Origin of the sequence: Paraburkholderia sp. GAS448 (genome assembly GCF_050435685.1) — a bacterium.
Lineage (GTDB): Bacteria > Pseudomonadota > Gammaproteobacteria > Burkholderiales > Burkholderiaceae > Paraburkholderia.
The window spans coordinates 646298-670400 of record NZ_JBNDKT010000001.1; the positions used below are offsets into that span (position 1 = coordinate 646298).

General features: G+C 61.4%; 22 protein-coding genes. 15 read left to right on the forward strand and 7 right to left on the reverse strand.

The window, feature by feature from the left end; all coding sequences use genetic code 11:
* The first annotated feature begins 5 nt into the window (after positions 1 to 5).
* From P3T23_RS03025 to P3T23_RS03035, 3 genes are all read left to right on the forward strand, one after another.
* A complete protein-coding gene (locus P3T23_RS03025; RefSeq protein WP_429314692.1) occupies positions 6 to 1094 on the forward strand; it encodes an OmpA family protein in 1089 nt (362 codons plus the stop codon).
* Between the two features lie 318 nt (positions 1095 to 1412).
* The gene (locus P3T23_RS03030) at positions 1413 to 2024 is read left to right on the forward strand and encodes a response regulator (RefSeq protein WP_429314693.1); all 612 of its coding nucleotides are present in this window, start codon (positions 1413 to 1415) and stop codon (positions 2022 to 2024) included.
* 15 nt (positions 2025 to 2039) lie between these two features.
* Complete coding sequence (locus P3T23_RS03035; RefSeq protein ID WP_429314694.1) at positions 2040 to 2801, forward strand: response regulator; 762 nt, start codon at positions 2040 to 2042, stop codon at positions 2799 to 2801.
* Between the two features lie 345 nt (positions 2802 to 3146).
* On the opposite strand, the gene acnA is transcribed toward P3T23_RS03035, so the two are convergent.
* From acnA to P3T23_RS03065, 6 genes are all read right to left on the reverse strand, one after another.
* Positions 3147 to 5864 carry an aconitate hydratase AcnA gene (gene acnA, locus P3T23_RS03040; RefSeq protein ID WP_429314695.1) on the reverse strand — a complete coding sequence of 906 codons (2718 nt, stop codon included), beginning with the start codon at positions 5862 to 5864 and terminating at the stop codon, positions 3147 to 3149.
* 47 nt (positions 5865 to 5911) lie between these two features.
* Positions 5912 to 7363 (reverse strand): bifunctional 2-methylcitrate dehydratase/aconitate hydratase, encoded by a 1452-nt coding sequence (locus tag P3T23_RS03045; RefSeq protein WP_429314696.1) that lies wholly within the window; start codon positions 7361 to 7363, stop codon positions 5912 to 5914.
* Positions 7364 to 7386: 23 nt separating this feature from the next.
* Positions 7387 to 7881 carry a hypothetical protein gene (locus P3T23_RS03050; protein WP_429314697.1) on the reverse strand — a complete coding sequence of 165 codons (495 nt, stop codon included), beginning with the start codon at positions 7879 to 7881 and terminating at the stop codon, positions 7387 to 7389.
* Positions 7882 to 7979: 98 nt separating this feature from the next.
* Positions 7980 to 9158, reverse strand: coding sequence for a bifunctional 2-methylcitrate synthase/citrate synthase (gene prpC / locus P3T23_RS03055; RefSeq protein ID WP_429314698.1), 1179 nt, complete (start codon positions 9156 to 9158; stop codon positions 7980 to 7982).
* Positions 9159 to 9284: 126 nt separating this feature from the next.
* The gene (locus P3T23_RS03060) at positions 9285 to 10301 is read right to left on the reverse strand and encodes an HpcH/HpaI aldolase/citrate lyase family protein (RefSeq protein ID WP_429314699.1); all 1017 of its coding nucleotides are present in this window, start codon (positions 10299 to 10301) and stop codon (positions 9285 to 9287) included.
* A 216-nt stretch (positions 10302 to 10517) separates the two neighbouring features.
* Positions 10518 to 11501, reverse strand: coding sequence for a malate dehydrogenase (locus P3T23_RS03065; protein ID WP_429314700.1), 984 nt, complete (start codon positions 11499 to 11501; stop codon positions 10518 to 10520).
* Positions 11502 to 11993: 492 nt separating this feature from the next.
* On the opposite strand from P3T23_RS03065, the gene P3T23_RS03070 reads away from it, so the two are divergent.
* The 7 genes from P3T23_RS03070 (at position 11994) to gltA (ending at position 17874) form a co-directional block, all read left to right on the forward strand.
* Entirely contained in the window at positions 11994 to 12776 is a 783-nt protein-coding gene (locus P3T23_RS03070; RefSeq protein WP_429314701.1) for a GntR family transcriptional regulator, read from the forward strand.
* 147 nt (positions 12777 to 12923) lie between these two features.
* A complete protein-coding gene (gene sdhC / locus P3T23_RS03075; protein ID WP_429314702.1) occupies positions 12924 to 13337 on the forward strand; it encodes a succinate dehydrogenase, cytochrome b556 subunit in 414 nt (137 codons plus the stop codon).
* 3 nt (positions 13338 to 13340) lie between these two features.
* Positions 13341 to 13709 (forward strand): succinate dehydrogenase, hydrophobic membrane anchor protein, encoded by a 369-nt coding sequence (gene sdhD / locus P3T23_RS03080; protein ID WP_429314703.1) that lies wholly within the window; start codon positions 13341 to 13343, stop codon positions 13707 to 13709.
* Between the two features lie 4 nt (positions 13710 to 13713).
* On the forward strand, positions 13714 to 15489 hold the full coding sequence (gene sdhA, locus P3T23_RS03085) for a succinate dehydrogenase flavoprotein subunit (RefSeq protein ID WP_429314704.1): 1776 nt from the start codon (positions 13714 to 13716) through the stop codon (positions 15487 to 15489).
* 23 nt (positions 15490 to 15512) lie between these two features.
* Positions 15513 to 16217 carry a succinate dehydrogenase iron-sulfur subunit gene (locus P3T23_RS03090; protein WP_132383613.1) on the forward strand — a complete coding sequence of 235 codons (705 nt, stop codon included), beginning with the start codon at positions 15513 to 15515 and terminating at the stop codon, positions 16215 to 16217.
* A gap of 1 nt (position 16218) precedes the next feature.
* Positions 16219 to 16491 carry a succinate dehydrogenase assembly factor 2 gene (locus P3T23_RS03095; RefSeq protein ID WP_429314705.1) on the forward strand — a complete coding sequence of 91 codons (273 nt, stop codon included), beginning with the start codon at positions 16219 to 16221 and terminating at the stop codon, positions 16489 to 16491.
* Positions 16492 to 16572: 81 nt separating this feature from the next.
* Entirely contained in the window at positions 16573 to 17874 is a 1302-nt protein-coding gene (gltA, locus tag P3T23_RS03100) for a citrate synthase (protein WP_429314706.1), read from the forward strand.
* A 129-nt stretch (positions 17875 to 18003) separates the two neighbouring features.
* On the opposite strand, the gene P3T23_RS03105 is transcribed toward gltA, so the two are convergent.
* Positions 18004 to 19005 (reverse strand): helix-turn-helix domain-containing protein, encoded by a 1002-nt coding sequence (locus tag P3T23_RS03105; protein ID WP_429314707.1) that lies wholly within the window; start codon positions 19003 to 19005, stop codon positions 18004 to 18006.
* Between the two features lie 133 nt (positions 19006 to 19138).
* Here P3T23_RS03105 and P3T23_RS03110 point away from each other — a divergent pair, with 133 nt between their 5' ends.
* From P3T23_RS03110 to leuB, 5 genes are all read left to right on the forward strand, one after another.
* Positions 19139 to 20383, forward strand: a complete 1245-nt coding sequence (locus tag P3T23_RS03110) for a DUF1479 domain-containing protein (protein WP_429314708.1) — start codon at positions 19139 to 19141, stop codon at positions 20381 to 20383.
* A 207-nt stretch (positions 20384 to 20590) separates the two neighbouring features.
* On the forward strand, positions 20591 to 22000 hold the full coding sequence (gene leuC / locus P3T23_RS03115; RefSeq protein ID WP_429314709.1) for a 3-isopropylmalate dehydratase large subunit: 1410 nt from the start codon (positions 20591 to 20593) through the stop codon (positions 21998 to 22000).
* 8 nt (positions 22001 to 22008) lie between these two features.
* Positions 22009 to 22164, forward strand: a complete 156-nt coding sequence (locus tag P3T23_RS03120) for an entericidin A/B family lipoprotein (RefSeq protein WP_429314710.1) — start codon at positions 22009 to 22011, stop codon at positions 22162 to 22164.
* A gap of 114 nt (positions 22165 to 22278) precedes the next feature.
* Positions 22279 to 22929, forward strand: a complete 651-nt coding sequence (leuD, locus tag P3T23_RS03125; protein ID WP_429314711.1) for a 3-isopropylmalate dehydratase small subunit — start codon at positions 22279 to 22281, stop codon at positions 22927 to 22929.
* Between the two features lie 71 nt (positions 22930 to 23000).
* Complete coding sequence (leuB, locus tag P3T23_RS03130) at positions 23001 to 24068, forward strand: 3-isopropylmalate dehydrogenase (protein ID WP_429314712.1); 1068 nt, start codon at positions 23001 to 23003, stop codon at positions 24066 to 24068.
* Positions 24069 to 24103 lie beyond the last annotated feature (35 nt).

The following is a 24103-nucleotide window of genomic DNA, read 5'->3' on the forward strand; positions in this document are numbered from 1 at the left end:
CACACATGAGGTATTCACTGATGGCGATCGCGCTTGCCGCGGTGGTCGCGGGCTGTTCTTCTACCGCGACGCGCGACCGTCTCCAGATTCAGGACCCCACTGTCCTGCAGAACGGATTCGGGACGACGCAGGATCGTCTGGCCGGCGCTGTCACGCCGGAATGGATCGCGACGCACGGCGGCGCGCAAAACGGCGCCATGCTGAACGACGTGCAAAAGCGTCTGAACGCGCCAGGTACGCGCAAGGACAACTATTTCGGCCAGAAGGCGCAGTGCTGGCTCGACGCGGCCCGCAACGAGCGTTTGCGGCACGATGGCTGGGGCTTCGTCGAGGAGGCGTTGCGAGAGGCCAACCGGATGACGACGGCACTCGAAACGGGAAACGGACTCCAGGTCGACAATCCCGATCTCCGGACGGCCGTCACGGTGCGCCCGGATCTGTGGAAGCAGATCCTTGCCGCGAAGACGTCGCCGGCGTTTCCGACCTGCGTGGAAGCACAGCGCCTGACGGCGTGCTCGGAAGTCGAACTCATCCACGCCGGGCATGAAGCGTGGACGCGTAATTTCGACGCCAGCCAGCGCATTGTCGACGGCGTGGAGAAAGGCATGCCGGGCATCGCTGCCGCACTCGTGGCCTGCAAGGTGCCGGAGCCACCGGTCGTACACGTTCCCGAAAGGATGACGTTGCATGGCGACGCCACATTCCGTTTCAACCGTGGCGACCTGGCCGGCATGCTGCCGGCGGGCAAGGCGAAGCTCGAGCAGCTCGTCGGCGATCTGAAGAAGGTCGATGACGTGACGGCTATCCGCATCGAAGGTTACACGGACCGTCTCGGCAGTGATAGCTACAACCGCTCGTTGTCCAGAAAGCGTGCCGAAACGGTGATGGGCTATCTGCAGAGCAGGGGTGTGACGCTCCCGATGAATGCGGACGGCCACGGCAAGGATCGCCCGATCGTCCAATGTAACGATCGAAACCGCGAGGCGCTGATCGAGTGCCTTGAACCCAATCGTCGTGTGGAGCTGGATTTCGAGCGTAGCGGTCGCGCGGCGACGCCAGCATCGCGATCGTCAGCTCTGACATCGCCACAGTAGTGTGACAGGGGATCGCCTGGCACGGTGTGCTGGGCGATCGAACCGCCGTTCAGTTGATGTTTCGGACGCCAGGCGCGGGCTTTAGGATTTATCAGATATTCAGAATAACTTATTGAAGTTAAAAAATTAATTGCGAATCTTCAATCCTGAATTGCGTTCGTGTCCGTAGGGATAATCATACATAAAAAGAGAAAAATCCTACAATTCGAGGTGAGTCACTCGCGCTTGTGCCTGTTAGTATCAAATGGTGTAATAAGGTATCCATATTAGTAGTGAAAAGAAGCCAGGTCACCGGTAATCGAGCAAGTAGACAGACAAATGAAACGAATCGCTGTTGTCGACGATCATCCGATTGTTCGCGGAACCTTGTCCCGTGTTCTGAGCGCTGATGCAGAACTGCAGGTAATCGGCGAAGCTGGAGACGGTGAGAGCGGTCTGAAAATCGCTCTGGCTGAAAAGCCGGATCTCATCATTCTCGATCTTGACCTGCCGCGTCTTGATGGTCTTTCGCTGATCCGGCGCGTTCGTTCGCAGGATGACAAAATCCGCATTCTGGTTCTTTCTGCCAAACCGGAGCAGGTTATGGCCAGTCATACCCGCATTGCCGGCGCGAATGGTTATGTCGGTAAAGGCAGGGAGGTCGGCGAACTGCTGACCGCGGTGAAAACGATCCTTTTCGGCTACGACTGCTTCCCTGCCGATCTCACCGGCACGTTGCGCGGTGGCGGCGGACTCAGCAGACTGTCGCCGCGTGAAGTGGAGGTGCTTCAGTATCTCGCGCGCGGCGTGAGCAACAAGGAGATCTCAGTCCGCCTGTCTGTCAGTGACAAGACGATCAGCACTTACAAGACGCGGATTCAGGAGAAGCTTGGGCTATCGTCACTGGTCGCGCTGATCGAATTCGCCTCCCTTCACAAGCTGATCGACTGACGGGCGCGCAGGTACATGACCAGCTCGTTGCCGTTGCCGATATTGCCGGCGCGTATTCTCGTGGTCGACGACCATTCGGTCAACCGCGCGGTCCTCGCAATCCAGTTCGAAGGTCTCGGCCTGTCCTGCGTGACGCTCGCTTCCGCGGCCGAAGCGCTCGATACGCTGAAGGACGGATGCTTCGACCTGCTGATGACGGATCTGCACATGCCTCAGATGAGCGGTGCGGAACTCGCGAGGCGTGTGCGCGAAATGTCAACGATTCCGATCGTACTACTGACCGGTCGCGAGGACATGAAGTACGCTGACGCGGGCCCCGACTCGCCGTTCGACGCAGTCGTGATCAAGCCGGCCTCGCTCGACGTACTGCGAAGCTGTCTCTGGCGACTACTCCCGTGCGGCGCATCGCCAACGTTTCTGTCGGCCGCAGCAGATGTGCGGAGCGTGCAACCTGACGTGTTCGATCTCCGTGAGCTCGATGCGCTGGAGGCGCACGGTATCGATCTTCGAGCGTTCGCGAGGGACTGGTGCCAATCCGTCGAAGACGATCTGGCGCAACTGGACTTTTTTCGTCGCAAGGAAGATCCCAAAGGCGTACGCGATCAGTTGCATCGCCTTGGCGGTGCTGTCGGTCTTGTCGGTGCGCACGGACTGATGAATGGGCTCGAAAAAGCCAACTTGACCTCGCAGGCAATCATGACGAGCACGATGGACGATCTGGTGGAGCAGGTAAGGGTGCTGATGCGGCAGGTCAGCGAACGGGGCGTTGCACCATGAACCCGCTGCTTGCGCGGATCGAAGGCGGGCTGGCAATTCCGGAGGTATTTCCGTGATCATCGGGAGACGAGGAGCCGTCCAGACCAGGTAACCTGCCTGCTCAGTGGGCTGATCTGTCGTCCCGGCAATCTCTCGCATTTACGGTCACGTATCAATCCGTCCCAATCGACGACAGCGACTGGAACGCCCGGCTGACGCAGAACAGGTGACCGACATCCCCGACGCGTTCCGGGCCAACTGACATCAGCCTTTGTCTCCCGCAGACAAAAAAAAGCCCGACCAGGTCGGGCTTCATAAATTGCTGCAGCCCTGAAGGGCCGCAGCACCTGCAAAACAGTCTTACGCTTACGCTGCCAGCAGCGAGCGCAGCACGAACGGCAGGATCCCGCCGTGCTTGTAGTAGTCGACTTCGATCGGCGTATCGATACGCAGCAGCACCGGCACGCGTTGCTCCTTGCCATCCTTGCGGTGGATCACGAGCGTCACTTCCTGCTGCGGCTTGAAATCGCTACCGAGGCCTTCGATGTCGTACGTTTCCTCGCCGGTGATGCCGAGCGACTGGACGCTGTCCGAGCCCTTGAACTGCAGCGGCAACACGCCCATGCCGACCAGGTTCGAACGGTGGATCCGCTCGAAGCTGCGTGCGACCACGACCTTCACGCCCAGCAGTTGCGTACCCTTGGCTGCCCAGTCACGCGACGAGCCCGTGCCGTACTCTTCACCCGCGAACACGACAGTTGGCGTACCGTCTGCGATGTACTTCATCGCGGCGTCGTAGATGAACATCTGTTCGCCGTCCGGCTGGTGAATCGTCAGGCCGCCTTCGACGCGCGTGCCGTCTGCCTTCGGCGGGATCATCAGGTTCTTGATCCGGACGTTTGCGAACGTGCCGCGCATCATGACGTCGTGGTTGCCGCGGCGCGAGCCGTAGCTGTTGAAGTCGGGCTTCTGCACGCCGTTTGCTTTCAGCCACTTGCCTGCCGGCGAGTCTTCCTTGATCGAGCCTGCCGGGCTGATGTGGTCGGTCGTCACCGAGTCACCGAAGATGCCGAGCGCGCGAGCGCCCTTGACCGCTGCGATGCTGTCGGCCGGCGTCATCGAGAAGTCCTTGCCAAAGAACGGCGGCTCAGCGATGTAGGTCGACTTTGGCCAGTCGTAAACCTGGCCTTCTTCGCCTTCGATCTTGCTCCACAGGTCGCCCTTCTTCGTGAGCTGCGCGTAGTTCTTGCGGAACGCGTCGGCGTCGAGTGCGAACTTGAGCAGCTCGTTGACTTCTTCGCTGGTCGGCCAGATGTCGCCCAGGTAGATGTCCTTGCCGCCCTTGCCCTTGCCAACCGGCTCGGTCATCAGGTCGCGCGTGATGTTGCCGGCGATTGCGTAAGCCACGACGAGCGGCGGCGAAGCCAGGAAGTTCGCGCGGATGTTCGGGTGAATACGCGCTTCGAAGTTACGGTTGCCCGACAGCACCGCAGCCGCGACGATGTCGTTCTTCGTGATCGCTTCGTTCAGTTCCGGCGTGAGGTCGCCTGCGTTACCGATACAGGTCGTGCAACCATAAGCGGCCAGCGTGAAGCCGAGCTTGTCGAGGTACTTCAACAGATCGGTCTTCGTCAGGTACTCGGTGACGATGCGCGATCCCGGCGCCAGCGAAGTCTTGATGTGCGGTGCAACCGTCAGACCGGCTTCCACAGCCTTCTTGGCCAGCAGGCCCGCAGCCAGCAGCACGCTCGGGTTCGACGTGTTCGTGCACGACGTGATCGCGGCGATCAGGATGTCGCCGTTCTTCACGTTGACGCCGTTGCTCGTCGTGTATTGCGCCTCGAGGTCAGCCGGCTTCTTCGCGAAGCCGTTTTCGCCGACCGGCTTCGAGAACAGGTCGCTGAAGGTCGACTTCACGTTACCGATTTCGATGCGGTCTTGCGGACGCTTCGGGCCTGCCAGCGACGGTGCAACCGTGCCGAGGTCGAGCGTGACGACCTTCGTGTAGTCGATGTCGCCGGCCTTCGGAATGCCGAACAGCTTCTGCGCCTTGAAGTAGCTTTCGAAAGCGGAGATTTCGGCGTCGGTGCGGCCCGTGCCCTTGAAGTAGTCGATCGTCTTTTCGTCGACCGGGAAGAAGCCCATCGTTGCGCCGTATTCCGGCGCCATGTTGCCGATCGTCGCGCGGTCCGGCAGCGACAGCGACTTCGTGCCTTCGCCGAAGAACTCGACGAACTTGCCGACGACCTTTTCCTTGCGCAGGAGTTCGGTGACGGTCAGCACCAGGTCGGTCGCCGTCACGCCTTCGCGCAGCTTGCCCTTCAGCTCGACGCCGACGACGTCCGGCGTCAGGAAGTACACCGGCTGGCCGAGCATGCCGGCTTCAGCTTCGATACCGCCCACGCCCCAGCCGACCACGCCGATGCCGTTGATCATCGTCGTGTGGCTGTCCGTGCCGACGAGCGAATCCGGGTAGTACACGGTGTCTTCGCCGTCAGCCTTCTTGTGCACGCCGCGTGCGAGGTATTCCAGGTTCACCTGGTGAACGATGCCGACGCCCGGCGGCACGACCTTGAACGTGTCGAATGCCTGCATGCCCCACTTCATGAACTGGTAGCGCTCGTTGTTGCGCTGGAATTCCAGTTTCATGTTCAGGTCGAGCGCGTTCTTTTCGCGGAAGTGGTCGATCTGCACCGAGTGGTCGACGACGAGGTCGACCGGCACGAGCGGCTCGATCGACTTCGGATTCTTGCCGACGCGCTGTGCAACGCCGCGCATCGCGGCGATGTCGGCGAGCAGCGGCACGCCGGTGAAGTCCTGCAGCACGACGCGCGACACGACGAACGGGATTTCGTCGACGCGTGCGGCATTCGGCTTCCAGTTCGCGAGCTGCTCGATGTGTTCTTCGGCGATCTTCTTGCCGTCGTAGTTACGCAGCACCGATTCCAGCACGATGCGGATCGAAACCGGCAGGCGATCGATCTTGACGTCCAGTGCCTTACCAAGTTGCGGCAGCGAGTAGAACTTGGCTTTGCCGGAACCGCTGTCGAATTCCTTGAGCGTTTTGTGGAGATTGTGTGCCATGGTTTTTTCCTGGGGTTTTCGAGGAAATGACTTCGCTACGTTTCTAACTAGATCACATACAGATCGACATATTCGTTGACCGGCATTGCTTCGAGCTTTGCCTGATCGAGCGAAACGTCGAGAATCGCCTGTTGCTGCTTCGCCGGGAAACGACGGGCGAGGTTGGTCCTGAACTTCTCGACCAGCAGCGGGATACCGTCGGCACGGCGACGCTTGTGACCGATCGGGTATTCGACGACAACTTCGTCGAACTTCGAACCATCGTTGAATTCGACCGTCAGTGCATTGGCGATCGAACGCTTCTCCGGATCGTGGTAATCCTTCGTGAACTGCGTGTCTTCGACGCATTCCATCTTGTTGCGCAGTGCATCGATGCGCGGATCCTGGGCGACCGAATCTTCATAATCCGCAGCCGTGAGGCGGCCGTGGATCAGCGGCACGGCGATCATGTACTGGATGCAGTGATCGCGGTCAGCCGGGTTGTCCAGCGGCCCCTTCTTGTCGATGATGCGGATCGCGGCCTCGTGTGTGCGGATCGTGATCTTTTTGATGTGATCGACCGTCCTGCCTGCCCCGGCGAGCTGGCCGTGCAGCGTCATCGCGGCTTCGACGGCCGTTTGCGCGTGGAATTCGGCCGGGAACGAGATCTTGAACAGCACGTTTTCCATCACATACGTGCCGTAGGGACGCTGGAATTGAAACGCCTTGCCCTTGAAGAGCACGTCGTAGAAGCCCCACGTCGCTGCCGTCAGCACCGACGGATAGCCCATCTCGCCGGTCTTCGCGATCAGCGCGAGACGCACGGCGCGCGAGGTCGCGTCGCCGGCGGCCCATGACTTGCGCGAACCCGTATTCGGCGCGTGACGGTAGGTGCGCAGCGAATGTCCATCGACAAACGCGAGCGACACCGCGTTGATCAGTTCATCGCGCGAGAGCCCGATCAACTGGCCGACCACGGCGGTCGAAGCGAGCTTGACCAGCAGCACGTGATCGAGCCCGACCTTGTTGAACGAGTTTTCGAGCGCGATGCAACCCTGAATTTCGTGCGCCTTGATCATGCCGATCAGGACGTCTTTCATCGTCAGCGGCTTTTTGCCGGCGGCGATGGCGGTACGCGAGAGCCAGTCGGCGGTGGCGAGGATGCCGCCGAGGTTGTCCGACGGGTGGCCCCATTCAGCGGCCAGCCATGTATCGTTGAAGTCGAGCCAGCGAATTGTTGCGCCGATGTTGAAGGCGGCCTGCACCGGATCGAGCTGGAACGACGTGCCCGGCACCTTCGCGCCGTTGGGGACGATCGTGCCCGGCACGATTGGTCCCAGCAGCTTGGTGCAGGCAGGGTAGGTGAGTGCTTCGAGTCCGCAGCCGAGCGTGTCGATCAGGCAGTTGCGCGCGGTGTCTAGAGCGAGCTGGCTGTCGATCCGATACCCCAGAACATAGTCGACGATATCGACGAGGACTTTGTCTGGAGCGGGCCGGACGTTGGAGATCGGTGCGGACATCGAGGCTTCCCGGTGGAGACGACTCAGTTCGTCTTGTTCAACTGGTTCGATTGCGTCGGAGCCGGCGCGCCTTGCACCATGGCGGCGTTCTTGCACTCGTCGGCGAGCCGCGAGCCGTCATGGTCCGAGAACAGCATGGCCTTGGTCGGGATGACGACCAGATCCATGCCGGTAGCGGAGTCGTGGAAGCGGTCGGCGCCCGTCGTGGTGGTTTCACGCGGCAGGTTGTAGTTCTTCGTGCCCCAGTGAACCGTGACGACCTGGTCGCGCTTCATGTCGCCCTTCATGTCGAACGACAGGCCTTCGTTACACGACCACTTTTCCGAGCCTTCCGGGACCGGATCTGCCTTCGCTTCGGTAGCGTTGGCCTTGGGCTTGCGCTTGATCAGACGGTGTTTCGGGGCCGGTGCCTTCGGCGTCGCCGCGCCGGTCGTGTCCTGTGCAAATGCGGTGGGAGCCGCGACCAGCATCGTCGTGGACAGTGCACCAACAACGGTGGCGATCAGCAGTTTGTTCATGGAAAAGCCCTTCTATCTAATATCAGTTAAACGGTGGACGGCGCGCCGCGCGGCCGCCAGGGTCAAACTGCACGCGCTTCGACAGCGCACAGCGGACGCTATTTTCTCCTATTTAGCGGCACGAATCTCAAATTCTCCGGTCCGGTGTAATTTGCACTCGGTCGGATGATCTTGTTGTCGACGCGCTGCTCGATGATGTGCGCGCTCCAGCCGGACGTGCGTGAGATGACGAAGAGCGGCGTGAACATCGCGGTCGGCACGCCCATCATGTGATACGACACGGCGCTGAACCAGTCGAGGTTCGGGAACATCTTCTTCGCGTCCCCCATCACGGATTCGAGGCGCTCGGCAATGTTGAAGAGCTTCAGGTTGTCCGCTTCCTTCGACAGCTTCTTCGCGACTTCCTTGATCACCTTGTTGCGCGGATCGGAAATCGTGTAGACCGGGTGACCGAAGCCGATCACCACTTCCTTGTTCTCGACGCGGCGGCGGATGTCGGCTTCGGCCTCATCGGGCGTCTGGTAGCGCGACTGGATCTCGAACGCGGCTTCGTTGGCGCCGCCGTGCTTCGGGCCGCGCAGCGCACCGATTGCGCCGGTGATCGCCGAATAGATGTCCGAGCCCGTGCCCGCAATCACGCGGCCGGTGAACGTCGATGCGTTGAATTCGTGTTCGGCGTACAGGTTCAGCGACGTGTGCATCGCGTCGACCCACGACTTCGACGGTTCGACACCGTGCAGCAGATGCAGGAAGTGGCCGCCAATCGAATCGTCGTCGGTTTCGACTTCGATGCGCCGGCCGTTGTGCGAGTAGTGATACCAGTAGAGCAGCATCGAGCCGAGCGAGGCCATCAGCCGGTCGGCGATATCGCGCGCGCCGGGCAGGTTGTGGTCGTCTTTCTCGGGCAGCACGGTGCCGAGCACCGAGACGCCGGTGCGCATCACATCCATCGGATGCGCCGACGCCGGGATCCATTCGAGCGCGGCTTTCAGGTTCGCGGGCAGGCCGCGCAGCGCCTTCAGCTTCCGCTTGTAGGCGGTGAGTTCGGCCTGCGTCGGCAGCTTTTCGTGTACGAGCAGGTAGGCGATTTCTTCGAATTCGCAGGTCGTCGCGATATCGAGAATGTCGTAGCCACGATAGTGCAGGTCGTTGCCGGTCTTGCCGACCGTGCACAGGGCCGTATTGCCCGCCGTCACGCCCGACAGCGCCACGGATTTCTTCGGTTTGAAGCCCGTGCCGGCTTGCTCTGCCACAGCGCCTTGCTTCGTCTCGCTCATCTCCAGCAATCTCCTTAGTGCCCGCTCACTTCTTATGGTTGAACAGCGCGTCGATTACCCGTGGCCTGGCGGCCGCGATGGTCTTGCGAAAAGTCGTCTTGCCGAATACGTTCCCGGTGATCATGTTCACAATGCTGCGCCCCCGGCCGCAACGGATGTCGCGAAGAGCGGCGCAGCGTCGGCGGGCACGGCGCGGCCAGTCGAGCGCGCGCGGCGCAGCACCGACCAGTAGTAGCGATAGCTCGCGCGGTCGTGCAGCGTGTCGCGATGGCGCGTCGGGCCCCACTGGGCGGACTGCGCGGCCAGCAGGATTTCGGTGGCGGTCGCGATCTCTTCGTCGCGTGGCGCGAAGGCCGAAACGATCGCCGGAATCTGCGCCGGATGGATACTCCACATCCGCGTATAGCCGAACTCGTTGCGGGCCCGGGTGGCGTCGTTTGCGACCACGCTCATGTCGCGCACCTCGGTGCTCACGTTGTGTGACGGCACTTTGCCGAACGCGTGACACGCGGCGGCAATTTCAAGCTTCGCGCGCCGTACGAGCGGATGGTCGAACTGGCCGGGCGAGCGCATCGCCGTGTCGGGAATCGCGCCATCGTGTGCGGACACGAAGTCCATCAGCCCGAAGCTCAGCGCTTCGACGTTTGGCAGCGCAGCAAGGTCGAACACGCGCGCGAGCGCACCGTGCGTTTCGATCAGCAGTTGAACGGGCACAGCCTGTGCGATACCGAGTTCGCGCCGCTCCGCTTCGATGAACGCGCACATCTCTGCGGCATCGGGGACGTTGCGGATCTTCGGCAGGGTGATGTACGCAGGCGCGCGCTTCGCGGCGCGCAGGATGAGACGCACGTCGTCGCGCCAGTGCGCGTGATGGAAATCGTGAATCCGCACGCCGACGCGGCCGAAACGGTCATGTTCGCTGCCCAGCAGCGACGCAACCAGTTCCGCATGCTCCGCTTCGCGACCGACCTGAGCGCCATCTTCGCAATCGAGCGTGATGTCGAACACCGGGCCCAGTTCCTGCTGCAGCGCCAGCGATTTCAGCATCAGCCTTTCGCTGCCGGCGTAGTGATCGCAGGCAGGCAGAACTGCGGGCGGCGCTTCGCCGTCAAACAGCACTTCGGCGGGGGTGAGGGCGCGCATCTTCGGCGTCAGTGGCGTGGGTGTCTGTTGAAAAAACTGATTCGGGCGCGCTCTGCGTGTTGGCTACCATGGGTGGCACAAGACAGGCAAAGCGCATTCGGATCAGGTGCGGGGCATGGAGGCGTCTCGATGAACGAGGCGAACTGCACGCATTCGCACGTGAAAAACCGGAACCCGTCGCGCAGCAACGGAGCCCCGGTTCGTCTGCATCAGCGATTAGCCGAGCAGATGCTGGACGCCGTCACGCTCTTCAAGCAACTCGTTCAGCGTGTGGTCCATCTTCTCGCGCGAGAACGCGTCGATGGCGAGGCCTTCGACACGCTTGTACTCGCCGTTTTCGCACGTAACCGGCACGCCATAGATGATGTCTTCCGGAATGCCATACGAGCCATCCGACGGAATGCCCATTGTGACCCACTTGCCGTTCGTGCCGAGCACCCAGTCGCGCACGTGGTCGATCGCCGCGTTCGCCGCCGACGCTGCCGACGACAGGCCGCGCGCTTCGATGATCGCCGCGCCGCGCTTGCCGACGGTCGGGATGAACACGTTGCGGTTCCATTCTTCGTCGTTGATCAGCTTGGTCAGGTCCTGACCTTCAGCCGTGGCAACGCGGAAATCCGGGTACATCGTCGGCGAGTGGTTGCCCCACACGGCGAGCTTTTCGATCGAAGCGACCGGCTTGCCCGACTTCGCTGCGAGTTGCGACAGCGCGCGGTTGTGGTCCAGACGCAGCATGGCCGTGAAATTCTTCTTCGGCAGATCCGGCGCCGACTTCATCGCAATGTACGCGTTGGTGTTGGCCGGATTGCCGACCACCAGCACCTTGATGTCGCGGCTGGCGACTTCGTTGAGCGCCTTGCCCTGCACGGTGAAGATTTCGGCGTTTGCCGACAGCAGGTCCTTACGTTCCATGCCCTTCGAGCGCGGACGGGCGCCGACCAGCAGGGCGACGTCGGCATCCTTGAAGGCAACCTTGGGATCGTCAGTAACCACGACGCCCGCGAGCAGCGGGAACGCGCAGTCTTCGAGTTCCATCACGACGCCTTTGACGGCGGCTTGCGCTTGCGGCAGATCCAGCAACTGCAGGATCACCGGCTGGTCCTTGCCGAGCATGTCGCCATTGGCGATGCGGAACAGCAGGGAGTAACCGATTTGACCTGCGGCGCCAGTGACGGCAACGCGCTTTGCGGGCTTAGCCATTGAGAAATCTCCAGGACGATGCGTTAGACGCTAGGGGAAAACGCCATTCTATATGCGCGTTACTCGAAGCGTGGTTAAACACGGCGGAAATCGCGGCGCGCGAGGGCCGTAAGGAAACCGGAAGGCGCGCTGCGGCGACGCCGCCATGGCGAAAAATCTGCGCCTGTGCGGCCGAGCGGGAAACGGGGTACGCTGCGACGGCTGCTCCATGACGCGAGCCCTGCAACAGCGTGTTCCGGAGGCGTCTCGCGAGGTGCTGACGGGCGGATCGAAACCTGGACTGCATGAGGGGACGGCGTGCGACAGGGTGGCCTTCAGAAGGTGGCATCCGGGCAGAAAAAAGTACTGCCGGACAACCCGCAAACCCTTGCTCGACAAGGAGTGTAGGAGTCGGGCGACGCAAAGTCAACATTATCTTATGTCTTATATAAGACATAAGTATTGCGGGGAAAGATCTGGACGACGGACTGGCCTTTATGATGAAATGCGCGCATGACTTCGAACCAGGCGAGCACCGCGAATCCGATTGGCCCGGCGGGCGCTGGGGAAGTCGCGCCCGCGCCGACCTTCAGTCCGCTCTATCAGCAGATCAAGGGGCTCATTACGCAGAGCCTCGAGTCCGGCGAGTGGAAGCCTGGGGAAATCATTCCCAGTGAAGTCGAACTCGCGGCGCGTTACAAGGTGAGCCAGGGTACCGTGCGCAAGGCCATCGATGAACTGGCCGCCGATAACCTGCTGGTCCGCCGCCAGGGCAAGGGCACCTTTGTTGCGACGCACAACGAGGATCGGGCCCAGTTTCGCTTCCTCAGACTGCTGGCCGATGACGGCGTCGAACATCCGCACGTCAGCCAGTTGCTGGAGTGCCGCCGGTTGCGGGCCTCGGCGGACATCGCGCGGCAGCTCGACCTGAAGCCGGCCGATCCTGTCGTGCTGATCAAGCGATTGCTGCAGTTCGACGGCGAAACCACGGTGCTCGACGAGATCTGGCTGCCCGGCGTGGTGTTCCGCGGGCTTACGCTCGAGCGTCTTTCGGAATACAAGGGGCCCCTCTATGCGATGTTCGAGACGGAGTTCGGGACGCGCATGATTCGCGCGTCCGAGAAGATCCGCGCGGTCGCCGCTGATCCCGGTGTGGCGGACCTTCTGCATGTGCCGGCTGGATTTCCCCTGTTGTCTGTGGAGCGGGTGTCCTATACCTATGGAGATCGCCCCGTTGAAGTGCGGCGCGGATGGTATGTCACAACCGGGTATTACTATCAGAACGATTTGAGTTGAGACGAAGGCGTTGCGCGTGTCGCGCGGGCCTTCTTTAGTCGTCTTTATCGCACGTGCTGCAACTGTCCTGAGTGGTTTTTCGCTGCAGCGCGATATAAAAAGGCGCTAAAATTGCGGATTAGTGTGACTACATAGTAGGGGTCTAGCATGGCTGAAGCCGTAAAAAAACCGAGGCCGGAATTCCGGAACATCGGCATCGGGCAGATATTGACGGCGTACCGTCTCCCACTAGCGGGACGTGTGTCGATTCTCCATCGCGTTAGCGGTGGGCTGCTTTTCATCTTCCTTCCGTTCCTGCTTTACCTCTTCGATCAAAGCCTGACTTCCGAACTCAGCTTCGAAGTCTTCAAGGGTTTCCTCTCCAACATCGTCGTCAAGCTCATCACGCTCGTTCTCGCGTGGGCCTTCCTGTTTCACTTCTGCGCCGGCATCCGTCACCTCGTGATGGACACCCACCGCGCGGTCACCAAGGAAGGCGGCAAGCAGACGTCGATCGTGGTGCTCGTCGTCTCGTCTGTGCTCACTCTTGCTTTTGCGCTCAAACTGTTCGGAGCATTCTAAAAAATGGCAGCCAATAACGGAATCGGCCCGAAGCGCCTTGTCGTCGGCGCGCATTACGGCCTGCGCGACTGGCTCGCGCAGCGCATTACCGCCGCCATCATGGCGATCTATACCGTCATCCTGCTCGTCTGGTTTTTCGGCGCGCACGACTTTTCGTATGACGGCTGGGCGTCGATCTTCGCCACACAGTGGATGAAGCTCGCCACGTTCGTCACGCTGCTGTCGCTGTTCTATCACGCGTGGGTGGGTATCCGCGATATCTGGATGGACTATGTGAAGCCCGTTGGCACGCGTCTGTTCCTTCAGGCGCTGACGATCGTCTGGCTGCTCGCGTGTGCGGGCTACGCTGCGCAGATTCTCTGGAGAGTGTAAAAGAATGGCTGCAATCAAGAATTCTCTGCCGCGTCGCCGTTTCGACGTGGTCATCGTCGGCGCAGGCGGTTCGGGGATGCGTGCTTCGCTGCAACTCGCGCGTGCGGGTCTGTCGGTGTGCGTGCTGTCGAAGGTGTTCCCGACGCGTTCGCACACGGTCGCGGCGCAGGGCGGCATCGGCGCATCGCTTGGCAACATGAGCGAAGACAACTGGCACTATCACTTCTACGACACGATCAAGGGTTCCGACTGGCTCGGCGACCAGGACGCGATCGAGTTCATGTGCCGTGAAGCACCGAACGCCGTCTACGAGCTCGAACACATGGGCATGCCGTTCGACCGTAACGCGGACGGCACGATCTATCAGCGACCGTTCGGCGGCCACACCGCGAACTATGGCGAAAAGCCGGTGCAACGCGCCTGCGCGGCGGCTGACCGTACCGGTCACGCGCTCCTGCACACGCTGTACCAGCAGAACGTTGCGGCGAAGACGCAGTTCTTCGTCGAATGGATGGCACTCGACCTGATCCGCGACGCCGATGGCGACGTGCTTGGCGTCACCGCGCTGGAAATGGAAACCGGCGACGTCTATATCCTCGAAGGCAAGACCACGCTGTTCGCCACGGGCGGCGCGGGCCGGATCTTCGCGGCATCGACGAACGCGTTCATCAACACCGGTGACGGCCTCGGCATGGCAGCCCGTTCGGGCATCGCGCTGCAGGACATGGAATTCTGGCAATTCCACCCGACCGGCGTGGCCGGCGCGGGCGTGCTGATTACCGAAGGCGTGCGCGGCGAAGGCGGCATTCTGCGTAACTCGAACGGCGAGCGCTTCATGGAACGCTACGCACCGACGCTGAAGGATCTGGCGCCGCGTGACTTCGTGTCGCGTTCGATGGACCAGGAAATCAAGGAAGGCCGCGGCGTGGGTCCGAACAAGGATCACGTGCTGCTCGACCTGTCGCACATCGGCGCCGAGACGATCATGAAGCGTCTGCCGTCGATCCGCGAAATCGCGCTGAAGTTCGCGAACGTCGACTGTATCAAGGAGCCGATCCCTGTCGTGCCGACCATCCACTACCAGATGGGCGGCATTCCGACGAACATCCACGGCCAGGTCGTGGGCACGTCGAAGGGTCATGAAGATCCGGTCAACGGCTTCTACGCCGTGGGCGAGTGCTCGTGCGTATCGGTCCACGGGGCGAATCGTCTGGGTACGAACTCGCTGCTCGACCTGGTGGTGTTCGGCCGCGCTGCTGGCAACCACATCGTCAAGCACGTGAAGGAAATCAAGGAGCACAAGCCGCTTCCGGCAGACGCCGCCGACTTCGCGCTGTCGCGTCTCGACACGCTGGAAAAGTCGTCGTCGGGCGAATACACGCAGGTTATCGCGGGCGATATCCGCGCGTCGATGCAGGCACACGCTGGCGTGTTCCGTACATCGAAACTGCTGGCTGAAGGCGTCGAGAAGATCCGCGAACTGGCTGAGCGCGTCGACAACGTCCACCTGAAGGACAAGTCGAAGGTGTTCAACACGGCACGCGTCGAAGCGCTCGAACTGGCGAACCTGATCGAAGTGGCGCGCGCCACGATGGTATCGGCGGAAGCGCGTAAGGAAAGCCGCGGTGCGCACGCACAGAGCGATTTCGAACATCGCGATGACGAAAACTGGCTCCGCCACACGCTGTGGTTCAGCGAAGGCGACCGCCTCGACTACAAGCCGGTTCACATGCAACCGCTGACCGTCGAATCGGTTCCGCCGAAAGCGCGTACCTTCTAAGCCAAGTCTAAGGATCCTGAAAAATGGCCAAGCGAACATTTGAAATCTACCGCTACGACCCGGACAAGGACGCAGCGCCGCGCATGCAGACGTACGAGATCGAGATCGACTCGCATGAACGCATGCTGCTCGACGCGCTCGTCAAGCTGAAAGCCGTCGATGAAACGCTGTCGTTCCGCCGTTCGTGCCGTGAAGGCGTGTGCGGGTCGGACGCGATGAACATCAACGGCAAGAACGGCCTCGCGTGCCTGACGAACCTGAACGACCTGCCGCAGAAGATCGTGCTGCGTCCGCTGCCGGGCCTGCCCGTCGTGCGTGACCTGATCTGCGACTTCACGCAGTTCTTCAACCAGTATCACTCGATCAAGCCGTACCTGATCAACGATACGCCGCCGCCGGAAAAGGAACGCCTGCAGTCGCCGGAAGAACGCGACGAGCTCGACGGCCTGTACGAATGCATTCTGTGTGCAAGCTGCTCGACGTCGTGCCCGAGCTTCTGGTGGAATCCGGACAAGTTCGTCGGTCCGGCTGGCCTGTTGCAAGCCTATCGCTTTATCGCAGACAGCCGCGATGAGGCGACGGGTGAACGCCTCGACAACCTGGAAGATCCCTACCGTCTGTTCCGTTGCCATACGATCATGAACTGTGTCGATGTGTGCCCGAAGGGTCTCAACCCGACGAAGGCGATCGGCAAGATCAAGGAATTGATGGTTCGCCGTGCTGTCTGAGATGGACGGATCCTCGCATCAGTCCGACCCTCTACGCCGCGCGCGTCTTCGCTGGCGCGCGCGGCGCGGCTTGCTGGAAAACGATCTGATCTTCGAGCGTTTTTTCAGCCGATATGAGCATGACCTCAGCGATGCCGATGTGGGCGCCCTCACGCGCCTGCTTGAGCTGAGCGATAACGACCTGATGGACTTGCTGCTCGCGCGCAAGGAACCGGAAGGCGACCTTGCCGACCCGGACGTCAAACGGGTGCTGGAGCTGTTGCGCGTTGTGTGAGCGTCACGCGCGCGCAGGGTTGTTGTGTCCAGGCGTGCAATTATCGAAACCCTGTTTCCATACTTCGATTGAGGATGTGCTATGACCCCGTCAGATGTTAAAGCCACGCTATCGTTCAGCGACAACTCGCCGAGCGTTGAAATGCCGATCTACAAGGGCACGATGGGCCCGGATGTAATCGACATCCGCAAACTGTACGGCCAGACCGGCAAGTTCACGTACGATCCGGGCTTCATGTCGACGGCGGCGTGCAATTCGGCGATCACGTACATCGACGGCGACAAGGGTGAACTGCTGTATCGCGGCTACCCGATCGACAACCTCGCGCAAAACGCCGACTTTCTGCAGACCTGCTATCTGCTGCTGAAGGGCGAGCTGCCGAACAGGCAGCAGAACGAAGAGTTCGTGAACACTGTCACGAAGCACACGATGGTGCACGAGCAGATGCACTTCTTCTTCCGTGGCTTCCGTCGCGATGCGCACCCGATGGCGATTCTGGTCGCCGCGGTTGGTGCACTGTCGGCGTTCTATCACGACTCGCTGAACATCAACGACCCGCGTCACCGCGAAGTGTCGGCGATCCGCATGATCGCGAAGCTGCCGACGCTCGTCGCGATGGCGTACAAGTACAGCATCGGCCAGCCGTTCGTGTATCCGAAGAATGACCTGTCGTACAGCGCGAACTTCATGTACATGATGTTCTCGAACCCGTGCGAAGAGTACAAGGTCAACGACGTGCTGGTGCGCGCGCTCGACCGCATCCTGATCCTGCACGCGGACCACGAACAGAACGCTTCGACTTCGACCGTGCGTCTGGCCGGCTCGTCGGGCGCCAATCCGTTCGCGTGTATCGCCGCGGGTATCGCCTGTCTGTGGGGTCCGGCGCACGGCGGGGCGAACGAAGCCGCGCTGAACATGCTGGAAGAAATCGGCTCGGTCGACAACATTCCTGAGTTCATCAGACAGGTGAAGGACAAGAACTCGGGCGTGAAGCTGATGGGCTTCGGTCACCGTGTGTACAAGAACTACGATCCGCGTGCGAAGCTGATGCGCGAAACGTGCCACGAAGTGCTCGAAGAACTGGGCCTGCACGACGACCCGCTGTTCAAGCTGGCGATGGCGCTCGAAAAGATCGCGCTGGAAGACGAATACTTCGTGTCGCGCAAGCTGTACCCGAACGTCGATTTCTACTCGGGCATCGTGCAGCGCGCGCTGGGCATTCCGACGTCGATGTTCACGTGTATCTTCGCGATGGCACGCACGGTCGGCTGGATCGGCCAGTGGAACGAGATGATTGCCGATCCGGAACAGAAGATTGGCCGTCCGCGTCAGCTTTTCGTTGGCGAAACGCCGCGTGAAGCGAAGTCGATCGACCAGCGTTAATCGGTTGTCTGGCCGGCGAGTGTCTGGCGGGCTTCGCCAGGACTCACCGACAAACGTCTGATAAAAAACGCCCCAACGGGTACTCCGTTGGGGCGTTTTTGTATTGCGCGTCGTCGCGCGTACTTGTAGCTATGACGCCTTCGACCGGTTTCTTGCGCGCTCGAGCGAAGGCGAGCGCGTTTCGAGTGTCGGTTGACCGGCGGCAGCTTGAGGGGTGTGTCCATGCATTTCGAAGAAGCGTCGCCAGGCGCTCGGCGTCATGCCGCGGGTCGCCATAAACTGCCGGTTGAAATTCGCGAGATTCGGAAAGCCTGCCTTCGCGGCGATCACCGAGATGGGCCACCCGGTGTCGGTCAACTGGCGCGTCGCATAGCCGATTCGCAGACGGCCCAGATAGCGCCCGACGCTTTCCCCCACGTGCTGGATGAAATAGCGGTGCAGTGAGCGCTCGGACAGATTGGCCACTGCGCAAAGTTCTGCGATGCGCAGGGGCTCGTTGAAGCGGCGATCGAGAAGATCGAGCACGCGATTCAGGCGCTCGGCTTCGGACGACGTGCTCTGGCGCGCCAGGGCGTCGCCGGACGGGATGGGGCGGCGCGAGCCATGCCCCGCGTTCACGTGAACCGATGGGGACGCCAGCGGCAGAGCGTCGGCGTCTGCGAGTTCGACGAGCGTATCGAGTACTGCGGCGAGGCGTACGCGTGGCGACGCGTCGAGCAGCGCCTGCAGCCGCGCACGCATCGTGGCGGCCGCCGTCGGGCCGAAGCTCAAGCCAGGCGCCCCGCGGCGCAACAGCTTGTGCAACGGCGCATATTCCGGGCAGCAATCTGCCATTCGCCGCGCCCAGTCTCCGCTGAACCACACGACGACCGCCACCTGTGGCGCGTCCGTATCGATCCGTTCCGTCGACGACCACGTATGAGGCATATCCGGCGGCACGAGCACCAGGTCGTCGCCGTCGTAACCGGCGATGTGGTCGCCGACGAAACGTCGTCCGCGGCTGTTCATCGTCAGCGTCAGTTCGTATTCGGGGTGGTGGTGCCACTCGAACGGAATCTGGGCGAGCTGTCGATGGTAGACGCGAACGGAGCAGCCGTCCGGCATCGTGACGCGTTCATATTGCGGTTTCATGGGCAGAATCCCGCTACGGTGGAATGTGCAGCGAATGTCTGAATTGTATCTATCACAGGCAGGATAGTATGTCTGCTGAGCGGAGAGACTGCCTAATCTTCGTGTACACGACTCGTAAACACGGAGACATACCATGCCACTCATCGTCGACGACCTGCCGGCCGCGATCTGCTCCACCAAGCGTGCGTTACGCGCCGCACTGCCTGGCTACCGACAGGTGTTTCAGGAAGTCGAAGGCGCGATCAAGCAACAGGTCGAAGCGATCCTGCGAGACCGGGATCGAGGCGTCGGGACGATTCCGACGCTCGATTACGCGGCCATTGCCGCAGGTGAGGTCGATCTACGCACGATCGAACAGGTGAAGGTTCGCGGCGCATGTGTGGTGCGCCGCGTATTCGATCCGCGGCAGGCGAATGACTGGAACGACGAAATCGGCCAGTACGTCGAGCGCAACCATCTTGATGACAGGCTCGCCAATCGGGCGGAAGACAAATACTTCGGGACGCTGTCGTCGAGCAAGCCGCAGATCTACGGTGTCTATTGGTCGAAGCCCCAGATCGAGGCGAGGCAGTCGCAGGAACTGACGAATACGCGTGTGTTCCTCAATCGTCTGTGGCGCTCGGAGAGCGAAGGGCGCAAGCACTTCGATCCGGAGCGTGTGCCCGTGTACGCGGACCGTTTGCGTCGGCGGCCGCCGGGCTCGGAATCGTTGGGGCTTTCGCCGCATACGGACGGTGGTTCCGTCGAACGGTGGCTCGATCCGAATTTTCGTCAGGTGTACCGCCACGTGCTGTCTGGCAACTGGCGCGCCTACGATCCGTTCGACGCCGCGTTCCGGCCGGACGTGCAGGAGATTCCGTCGCCCGCAGTGTGTTCGATGTTCCGTACGTTCCAGGGCTGGACCGCGCTGACGCCGCAAGGCCCCGGCGATGGCACCTTGCAACTGGTTCCGATGGCGAACGCGATGGCGTACGTTGTGCTGCGTGCGTTGCAGGACGACGTACCCGACGACGAACTGTGCGGCGCACAACCGGCCCGGGCGTTGTCGATCAACGCGCAATGGCACAGCCTGCTGCTCGAAGCCGTGACGCCCATACCCCACATGCAGGCAGGCGACGCCGTGTTCTGGCACAGCGACGTCGTGCATTCGGTCGAGGACGTGCATCGCGGCAGCGGCTACAGCAACGTGATGTACATCTCATCAGCGCCATGGTGCTCAAAGAACGAGGCATATCTGAAGCGGCAACTGCCCAGCTTTCTGCGCGGCGAGAGTCCGCCCGATTTCCCGGCAGACCACTTCGAGGCCGACTTCACAGGGCGCGCTCAGGAAAGCGATCTCACGGCGCTCGGGCGAGCGCAGATGGGCTTCGAACTGTAGTGCAATCAACGTGTTGCAGGCGGGAGTACAACGTCCGCAACGCGCGCTCGCGCGCTTGCCGGGTAACGTCGATACAGGTATCGGCACTACCACCCAACTCCCTGTTTTTTATCGCTTTTCTCGATAACGGGTAAGCAAAGGGTGTCATCTGCGTGGCATAATCGACCGAACACGGATTGCCCGCAGTCATTACTACCCCCGCATACCATGGCACAGACTCTCTACGACAAATTGTGGGACACGCACGTGGTCCACACGGAAGACGACGGTACGACGCTTCTCTATATCGACCGTCACCTGCTGCACGAAGTCACCAGCCCGCAGGCGTTCGACGGCCTCAAGCTGGCTGAGCGTCCGGTGTGGCGCATCAGCGCGAATCTGGCGGTCTCGGACCACAACGTACCCACAACGGATCGCAGCCATGGCATTGCTGATCCGGTGTCGAAGCTGCAGGTCGATACGCTTGACGCCAACTGCGACGCCTACGGTATCACGCAGTTCAAGATGAACGATCTGCGTCAGGGCATCGTGCACATCATCGGGCCGGAGCAGGGCGCGACGCTGCCGGGCATGACGATCGTCTGCGGCGACTCGCACACGTCGACGCACGGCGCGTTCGGCGCGCTTGCACATGGCATTGGTACATCGGAAGTCGAACACGTGCTCGCCACGCAAACCCTGCTGCAGAAGAAGAGCAAGAACATGCTCGTCAAGGTCGAAGGACCGCTGCCGCGCGGCTGCACCGCGAAGGACATCGTGCTTGCCATCATCGGCTTGATCGGTACGGCGGGCGGGACGGGCTACGCGATCGAATTCGGTGGCTCGACCATTCGCGCGCTGTCGATGGAAGGCCGTATGACGGTCTGCAACATGGCAATCGAAGCGGGCGCGCGCGCGGGCATGGTCGCGGTCGACGATACGACCGTCGAGTACCTGAAGGGCCGTCCGTTCTCGCCGGAAGGCGTCGAGTGGGATCACGCCGTCGAATACTGGAAGCAGTTCAAGTCCGACACCGGTGCGCAGTTCGACCGCGTGGTCGAACTGAATGCGGCCGAGATCGTGCCGCAGGTTACGTGGGGTACGTCGCCGGAGATGGTGACATCGGTCGATGGCCGCGTGCCGGATCCGGAACGCGAGAAGGATCCCGTCAAGCGCGACGCGATGGAGCGCGCATTGAATTACATGGCGCTCGAACCGAATCTGCCGATCGAGTCGATCAAGCCGGACAAGATTTTCATCGGCTCGTGCACGAACGCGCGCATCGAAGATTTGCGTGCTGCCGCTTACGTCGTGAAGAAACTGGGTCGCCGCGTCGCGCCGAACATCCGTCTCGCGATGGTGGTGCCGGGTTCGGGCCTCGTGAAGGCGCAGGCGGAACGCGAAGGCCTCGACAAGGTCTTTACCGACGCCGGTTTCGAATGGCGCGAACCGGGCTGTTCGATGTGTCTCGCCATGAATGCCGACCGGCTCGAACCGGGTGAGCGTTGTGCGTCGACGTCGAACCGCAACTTCGAGGGTCGTCAGGGCGCGGGTGGCCGTACCCACCTCGTGAGCCCCGCGATGGCCGCAGCGGCGGCTATCGAAGGACATTTCGTGGATATTCGCAAGCTGGGATGAATTGCATGATGAAAAGCACTAATCGGATCACGTGGTTGCGCCGCCTTGCGCTGGGGTCGCTTGCGGCTGCGCTGCTTGGTCTCACCGGATGCAACACGATGCACGGCTTCGGCGAGGACTTGCAGCACCTCGGCGGATCCATCAGCAACCACGCGGAAAAATGAGCGTCGGCGAGCGCTCGGCAGATAGAAGCGTTTTTTGATTGTTGCCGGCGATACGGCCTTCGCTTCCGGGTGGTGCGAAGGCGTATCGACCGGTTTTGAACAGGCGCAAGCGTCATGGATAAATTCATCGTACACACCGGCGTCGTGGCGCCGCTCGATCGCGAGAACGTCGATACGGACGCGATCATTCCGAAGCAGTTCCTGAAATCGATCAAGCGCAGCGGTTTCGGTCCGAACGCGTTCGACGAGTGGCGTTACCTCGATCACGGCGAGCCGGGTCAAGACAATTCGAAGCGTCCGCTGAATCCGGATTTCGTCCTGAACCAGCCGCGCTATCAAGGCGCGTCGATCCTGCTGGCACGCAAGAATTTCGGCTGCGGCAGCTCGCGCGAGCATGCCCCCTGGGCGTTGCAGCAGTATGGGTTCCGCGCGCTGATCGCACCGAGTTTCGCGGACATCTTCTACAACAACTGCTTCAAGAACGGCCTGTTGCCGATCGTGCTGACCGAATTGCAGGTGGACCACCTGTTCAACGAAACGTACGCGTTCAACGGCTTCAAACTGACCGTCGATCTCGAAGCGCAAGTGGTGCGCGTGGGCGACGGCACCGAATACCCGTTCGACGTGGCAGCCTTCCGCAAGTACTGTCTGCTGAACGGTTTCGACGACATTGCACTCACGCTGCGTCACGCGGACAAGATCCGTCAGTTCGAAGCGGAGCGGCTTGCAAAGCAGCCGTGGCTGAATCACCGCATCGTCGGCTGACGCGCGCTTTTGACGTGTGATCGGAAAGTCGAACGCGTCACAGTACTCACAAAAACAGGCAAGGAATTCGAATGAAGATTGCAGTGTTGCCCGGCGACGGCATCGGTCCGGAAATCGTCAAGGAAGCAGTCAAGGTTCTGAACGCGCTCGACGAGAAGTTCGAGCTTGAAGAAGCGCCCGTTGGCGGCGCGGGATATGAAGCGCAGGGGCACCCGCTGCCGCAATCGACGCTCGCGCTGGCCAAGGCCGCCGATGCGATCCTGTTCGGCGCGGTTGGCGACTGGAAGTACGACTCGCTCGAACGCGCACTGCGCCCGGAGCAGGCCATTCTCGGCTTGCGCAAACATCTGCAGCTGTTCGCCAACTTCCGTCCGGCGATCTGCTATCCGCAGCTCACGGGCGCGTCGTCGCTGAAGGAAGAAATCGTTTCGGGCCTCGACATCCTGATTGTCCGCGAACTGAACGGCGACATTTACTTCGGTTCGCCGCGCGGTGTGCGCGAGGCGCCGGATGGTCCGTTCGCGGGTGCGAAGGAAGGCTTCGACACGATGCGTTATTCGGAGCCGGAAGTGCGCCGCATCGCCCACGTCGCGTTCCAGGCCGCGCAAAAGCGCGGCAAGAAGCTGACGTCGGTCGACAAGGCGAATGTGCTCGAGACTTCGCAGCTCTGGAAGGACGTGATGATCGACGTCGCGAAGGAATACGCAGACGTCGAGCTGTCGCACATGTACGTCGATAACGCGGCGATGCAGCTTGTGAAGGCGCCGAAGTCATTCGACGTCATCGTGACCGGCAACATGTTCGGCGACATCCTGTCGGACGAAGCCGCCATGCTGACGGGCTCGATCGGCATGTTGCCCTCGGCCTCGCTCGACAAGAACAACAAAGGCTTGTACGAGCCGTCCCATGGTTCGGCGCCGGATATCGCAGGAAAAGGCGTGGCGAACCCGCTGGCGACGATCCTGTCGGCCGCGATGATGCTGCGTTATTCGCTGAACAAGGCGGAGCAGGCCGATCGTATCGAAAGCGCGGTGAAGAAGGTGCTGGAGCAGGGCTACCGCACTGGCGACATCCTCACGCCCGGCTGCAGGCAGGTGGGCACGGCGGCGATGGGCGATGCGGTTTTGGCGGCGCTGTAAGCGGTCAGTTGTCGTGAAATAACGGGCATTAAAGC

Bases quoted from the DNA above. Each gene is read 5' to 3' on its own strand.
- P3T23_RS03035 (WP_429314694.1), top strand. From the start codon at position 2,040: ATGACCAGCTCGTTGCCGTTGCCGATATTGCCGGCGCGTATTCTCGTG.
- P3T23_RS03060 (WP_429314699.1), bottom strand. From the start codon at position 10,301: ATGCGCGCCCTCACCCCCGCCGAAGTGCTGTTTGACGGCGAAGCGCCG.
- leuD (WP_429314711.1), top strand. From the start codon at position 22,279: ATGGATAAATTCATCGTACACACCGGCGTCGTGGCGCCGCTCGATCGC.
- leuB (WP_429314712.1), top strand. From the start codon at position 23,001: ATGAAGATTGCAGTGTTGCCCGGCGACGGCATCGGTCCGGAAATCGTC.
- prpC (WP_429314698.1), bottom strand. From the start codon at position 9,158: ATGAGCGAGACGAAGCAAGGCGCTGTGGCAGAGCAAGCCGGCACGGGC.
- P3T23_RS03025 (WP_429314692.1), top strand. From the start codon at position 6: ATGAGGTATTCACTGATGGCGATCGCGCTTGCCGCGGTGGTCGCGGGC.
- leuC (WP_429314709.1), top strand. From the start codon at position 20,591: ATGGCACAGACTCTCTACGACAAATTGTGGGACACGCACGTGGTCCAC.
- P3T23_RS03030 (WP_429314693.1), top strand. From the start codon at position 1,413: ATGAAACGAATCGCTGTTGTCGACGATCATCCGATTGTTCGCGGAACC.
- sdhA (WP_429314704.1), top strand. From the start codon at position 13,714: ATGGCTGCAATCAAGAATTCTCTGCCGCGTCGCCGTTTCGACGTGGTC.
- P3T23_RS03120 (WP_429314710.1), top strand. From the start codon at position 22,009: ATGAAAAGCACTAATCGGATCACGTGGTTGCGCCGCCTTGCGCTGGGG.
- sdhD (WP_429314703.1), top strand. From the start codon at position 13,341: ATGGCAGCCAATAACGGAATCGGCCCGAAGCGCCTTGTCGTCGGCGCG.
- P3T23_RS03105 (WP_429314707.1), bottom strand. From the start codon at position 19,005: ATGAAACCGCAATATGAACGCGTCACGATGCCGGACGGCTGCTCCGTT.
- sdhC (WP_429314702.1), top strand. From the start codon at position 12,924: ATGGCTGAAGCCGTAAAAAAACCGAGGCCGGAATTCCGGAACATCGGC.
- P3T23_RS03095 (WP_429314705.1), top strand. From the start codon at position 16,219: ATGGACGGATCCTCGCATCAGTCCGACCCTCTACGCCGCGCGCGTCTT.
- gltA (WP_429314706.1), top strand. From the start codon at position 16,573: ATGACCCCGTCAGATGTTAAAGCCACGCTATCGTTCAGCGACAACTCG.
- P3T23_RS03050 (WP_429314697.1), bottom strand. From the start codon at position 7,881: ATGAACAAACTGCTGATCGCCACCGTTGTTGGTGCACTGTCCACGACG.
- P3T23_RS03045 (WP_429314696.1), bottom strand. From the start codon at position 7,363: ATGTCCGCACCGATCTCCAACGTCCGGCCCGCTCCAGACAAAGTCCTC.
- P3T23_RS03110 (WP_429314708.1), top strand. From the start codon at position 19,139: ATGCCACTCATCGTCGACGACCTGCCGGCCGCGATCTGCTCCACCAAG.
- P3T23_RS03070 (WP_429314701.1), top strand. From the start codon at position 11,994: ATGACTTCGAACCAGGCGAGCACCGCGAATCCGATTGGCCCGGCGGGC.
- P3T23_RS03065 (WP_429314700.1), bottom strand. From the start codon at position 11,501: ATGGCTAAGCCCGCAAAGCGCGTTGCCGTCACTGGCGCCGCAGGTCAA.
- P3T23_RS03090 (WP_132383613.1), top strand. From the start codon at position 15,513: ATGGCCAAGCGAACATTTGAAATCTACCGCTACGACCCGGACAAGGAC.
- acnA (WP_429314695.1), bottom strand. From the start codon at position 5,864: ATGGCACACAATCTCCACAAAACGCTCAAGGAATTCGACAGCGGTTCC.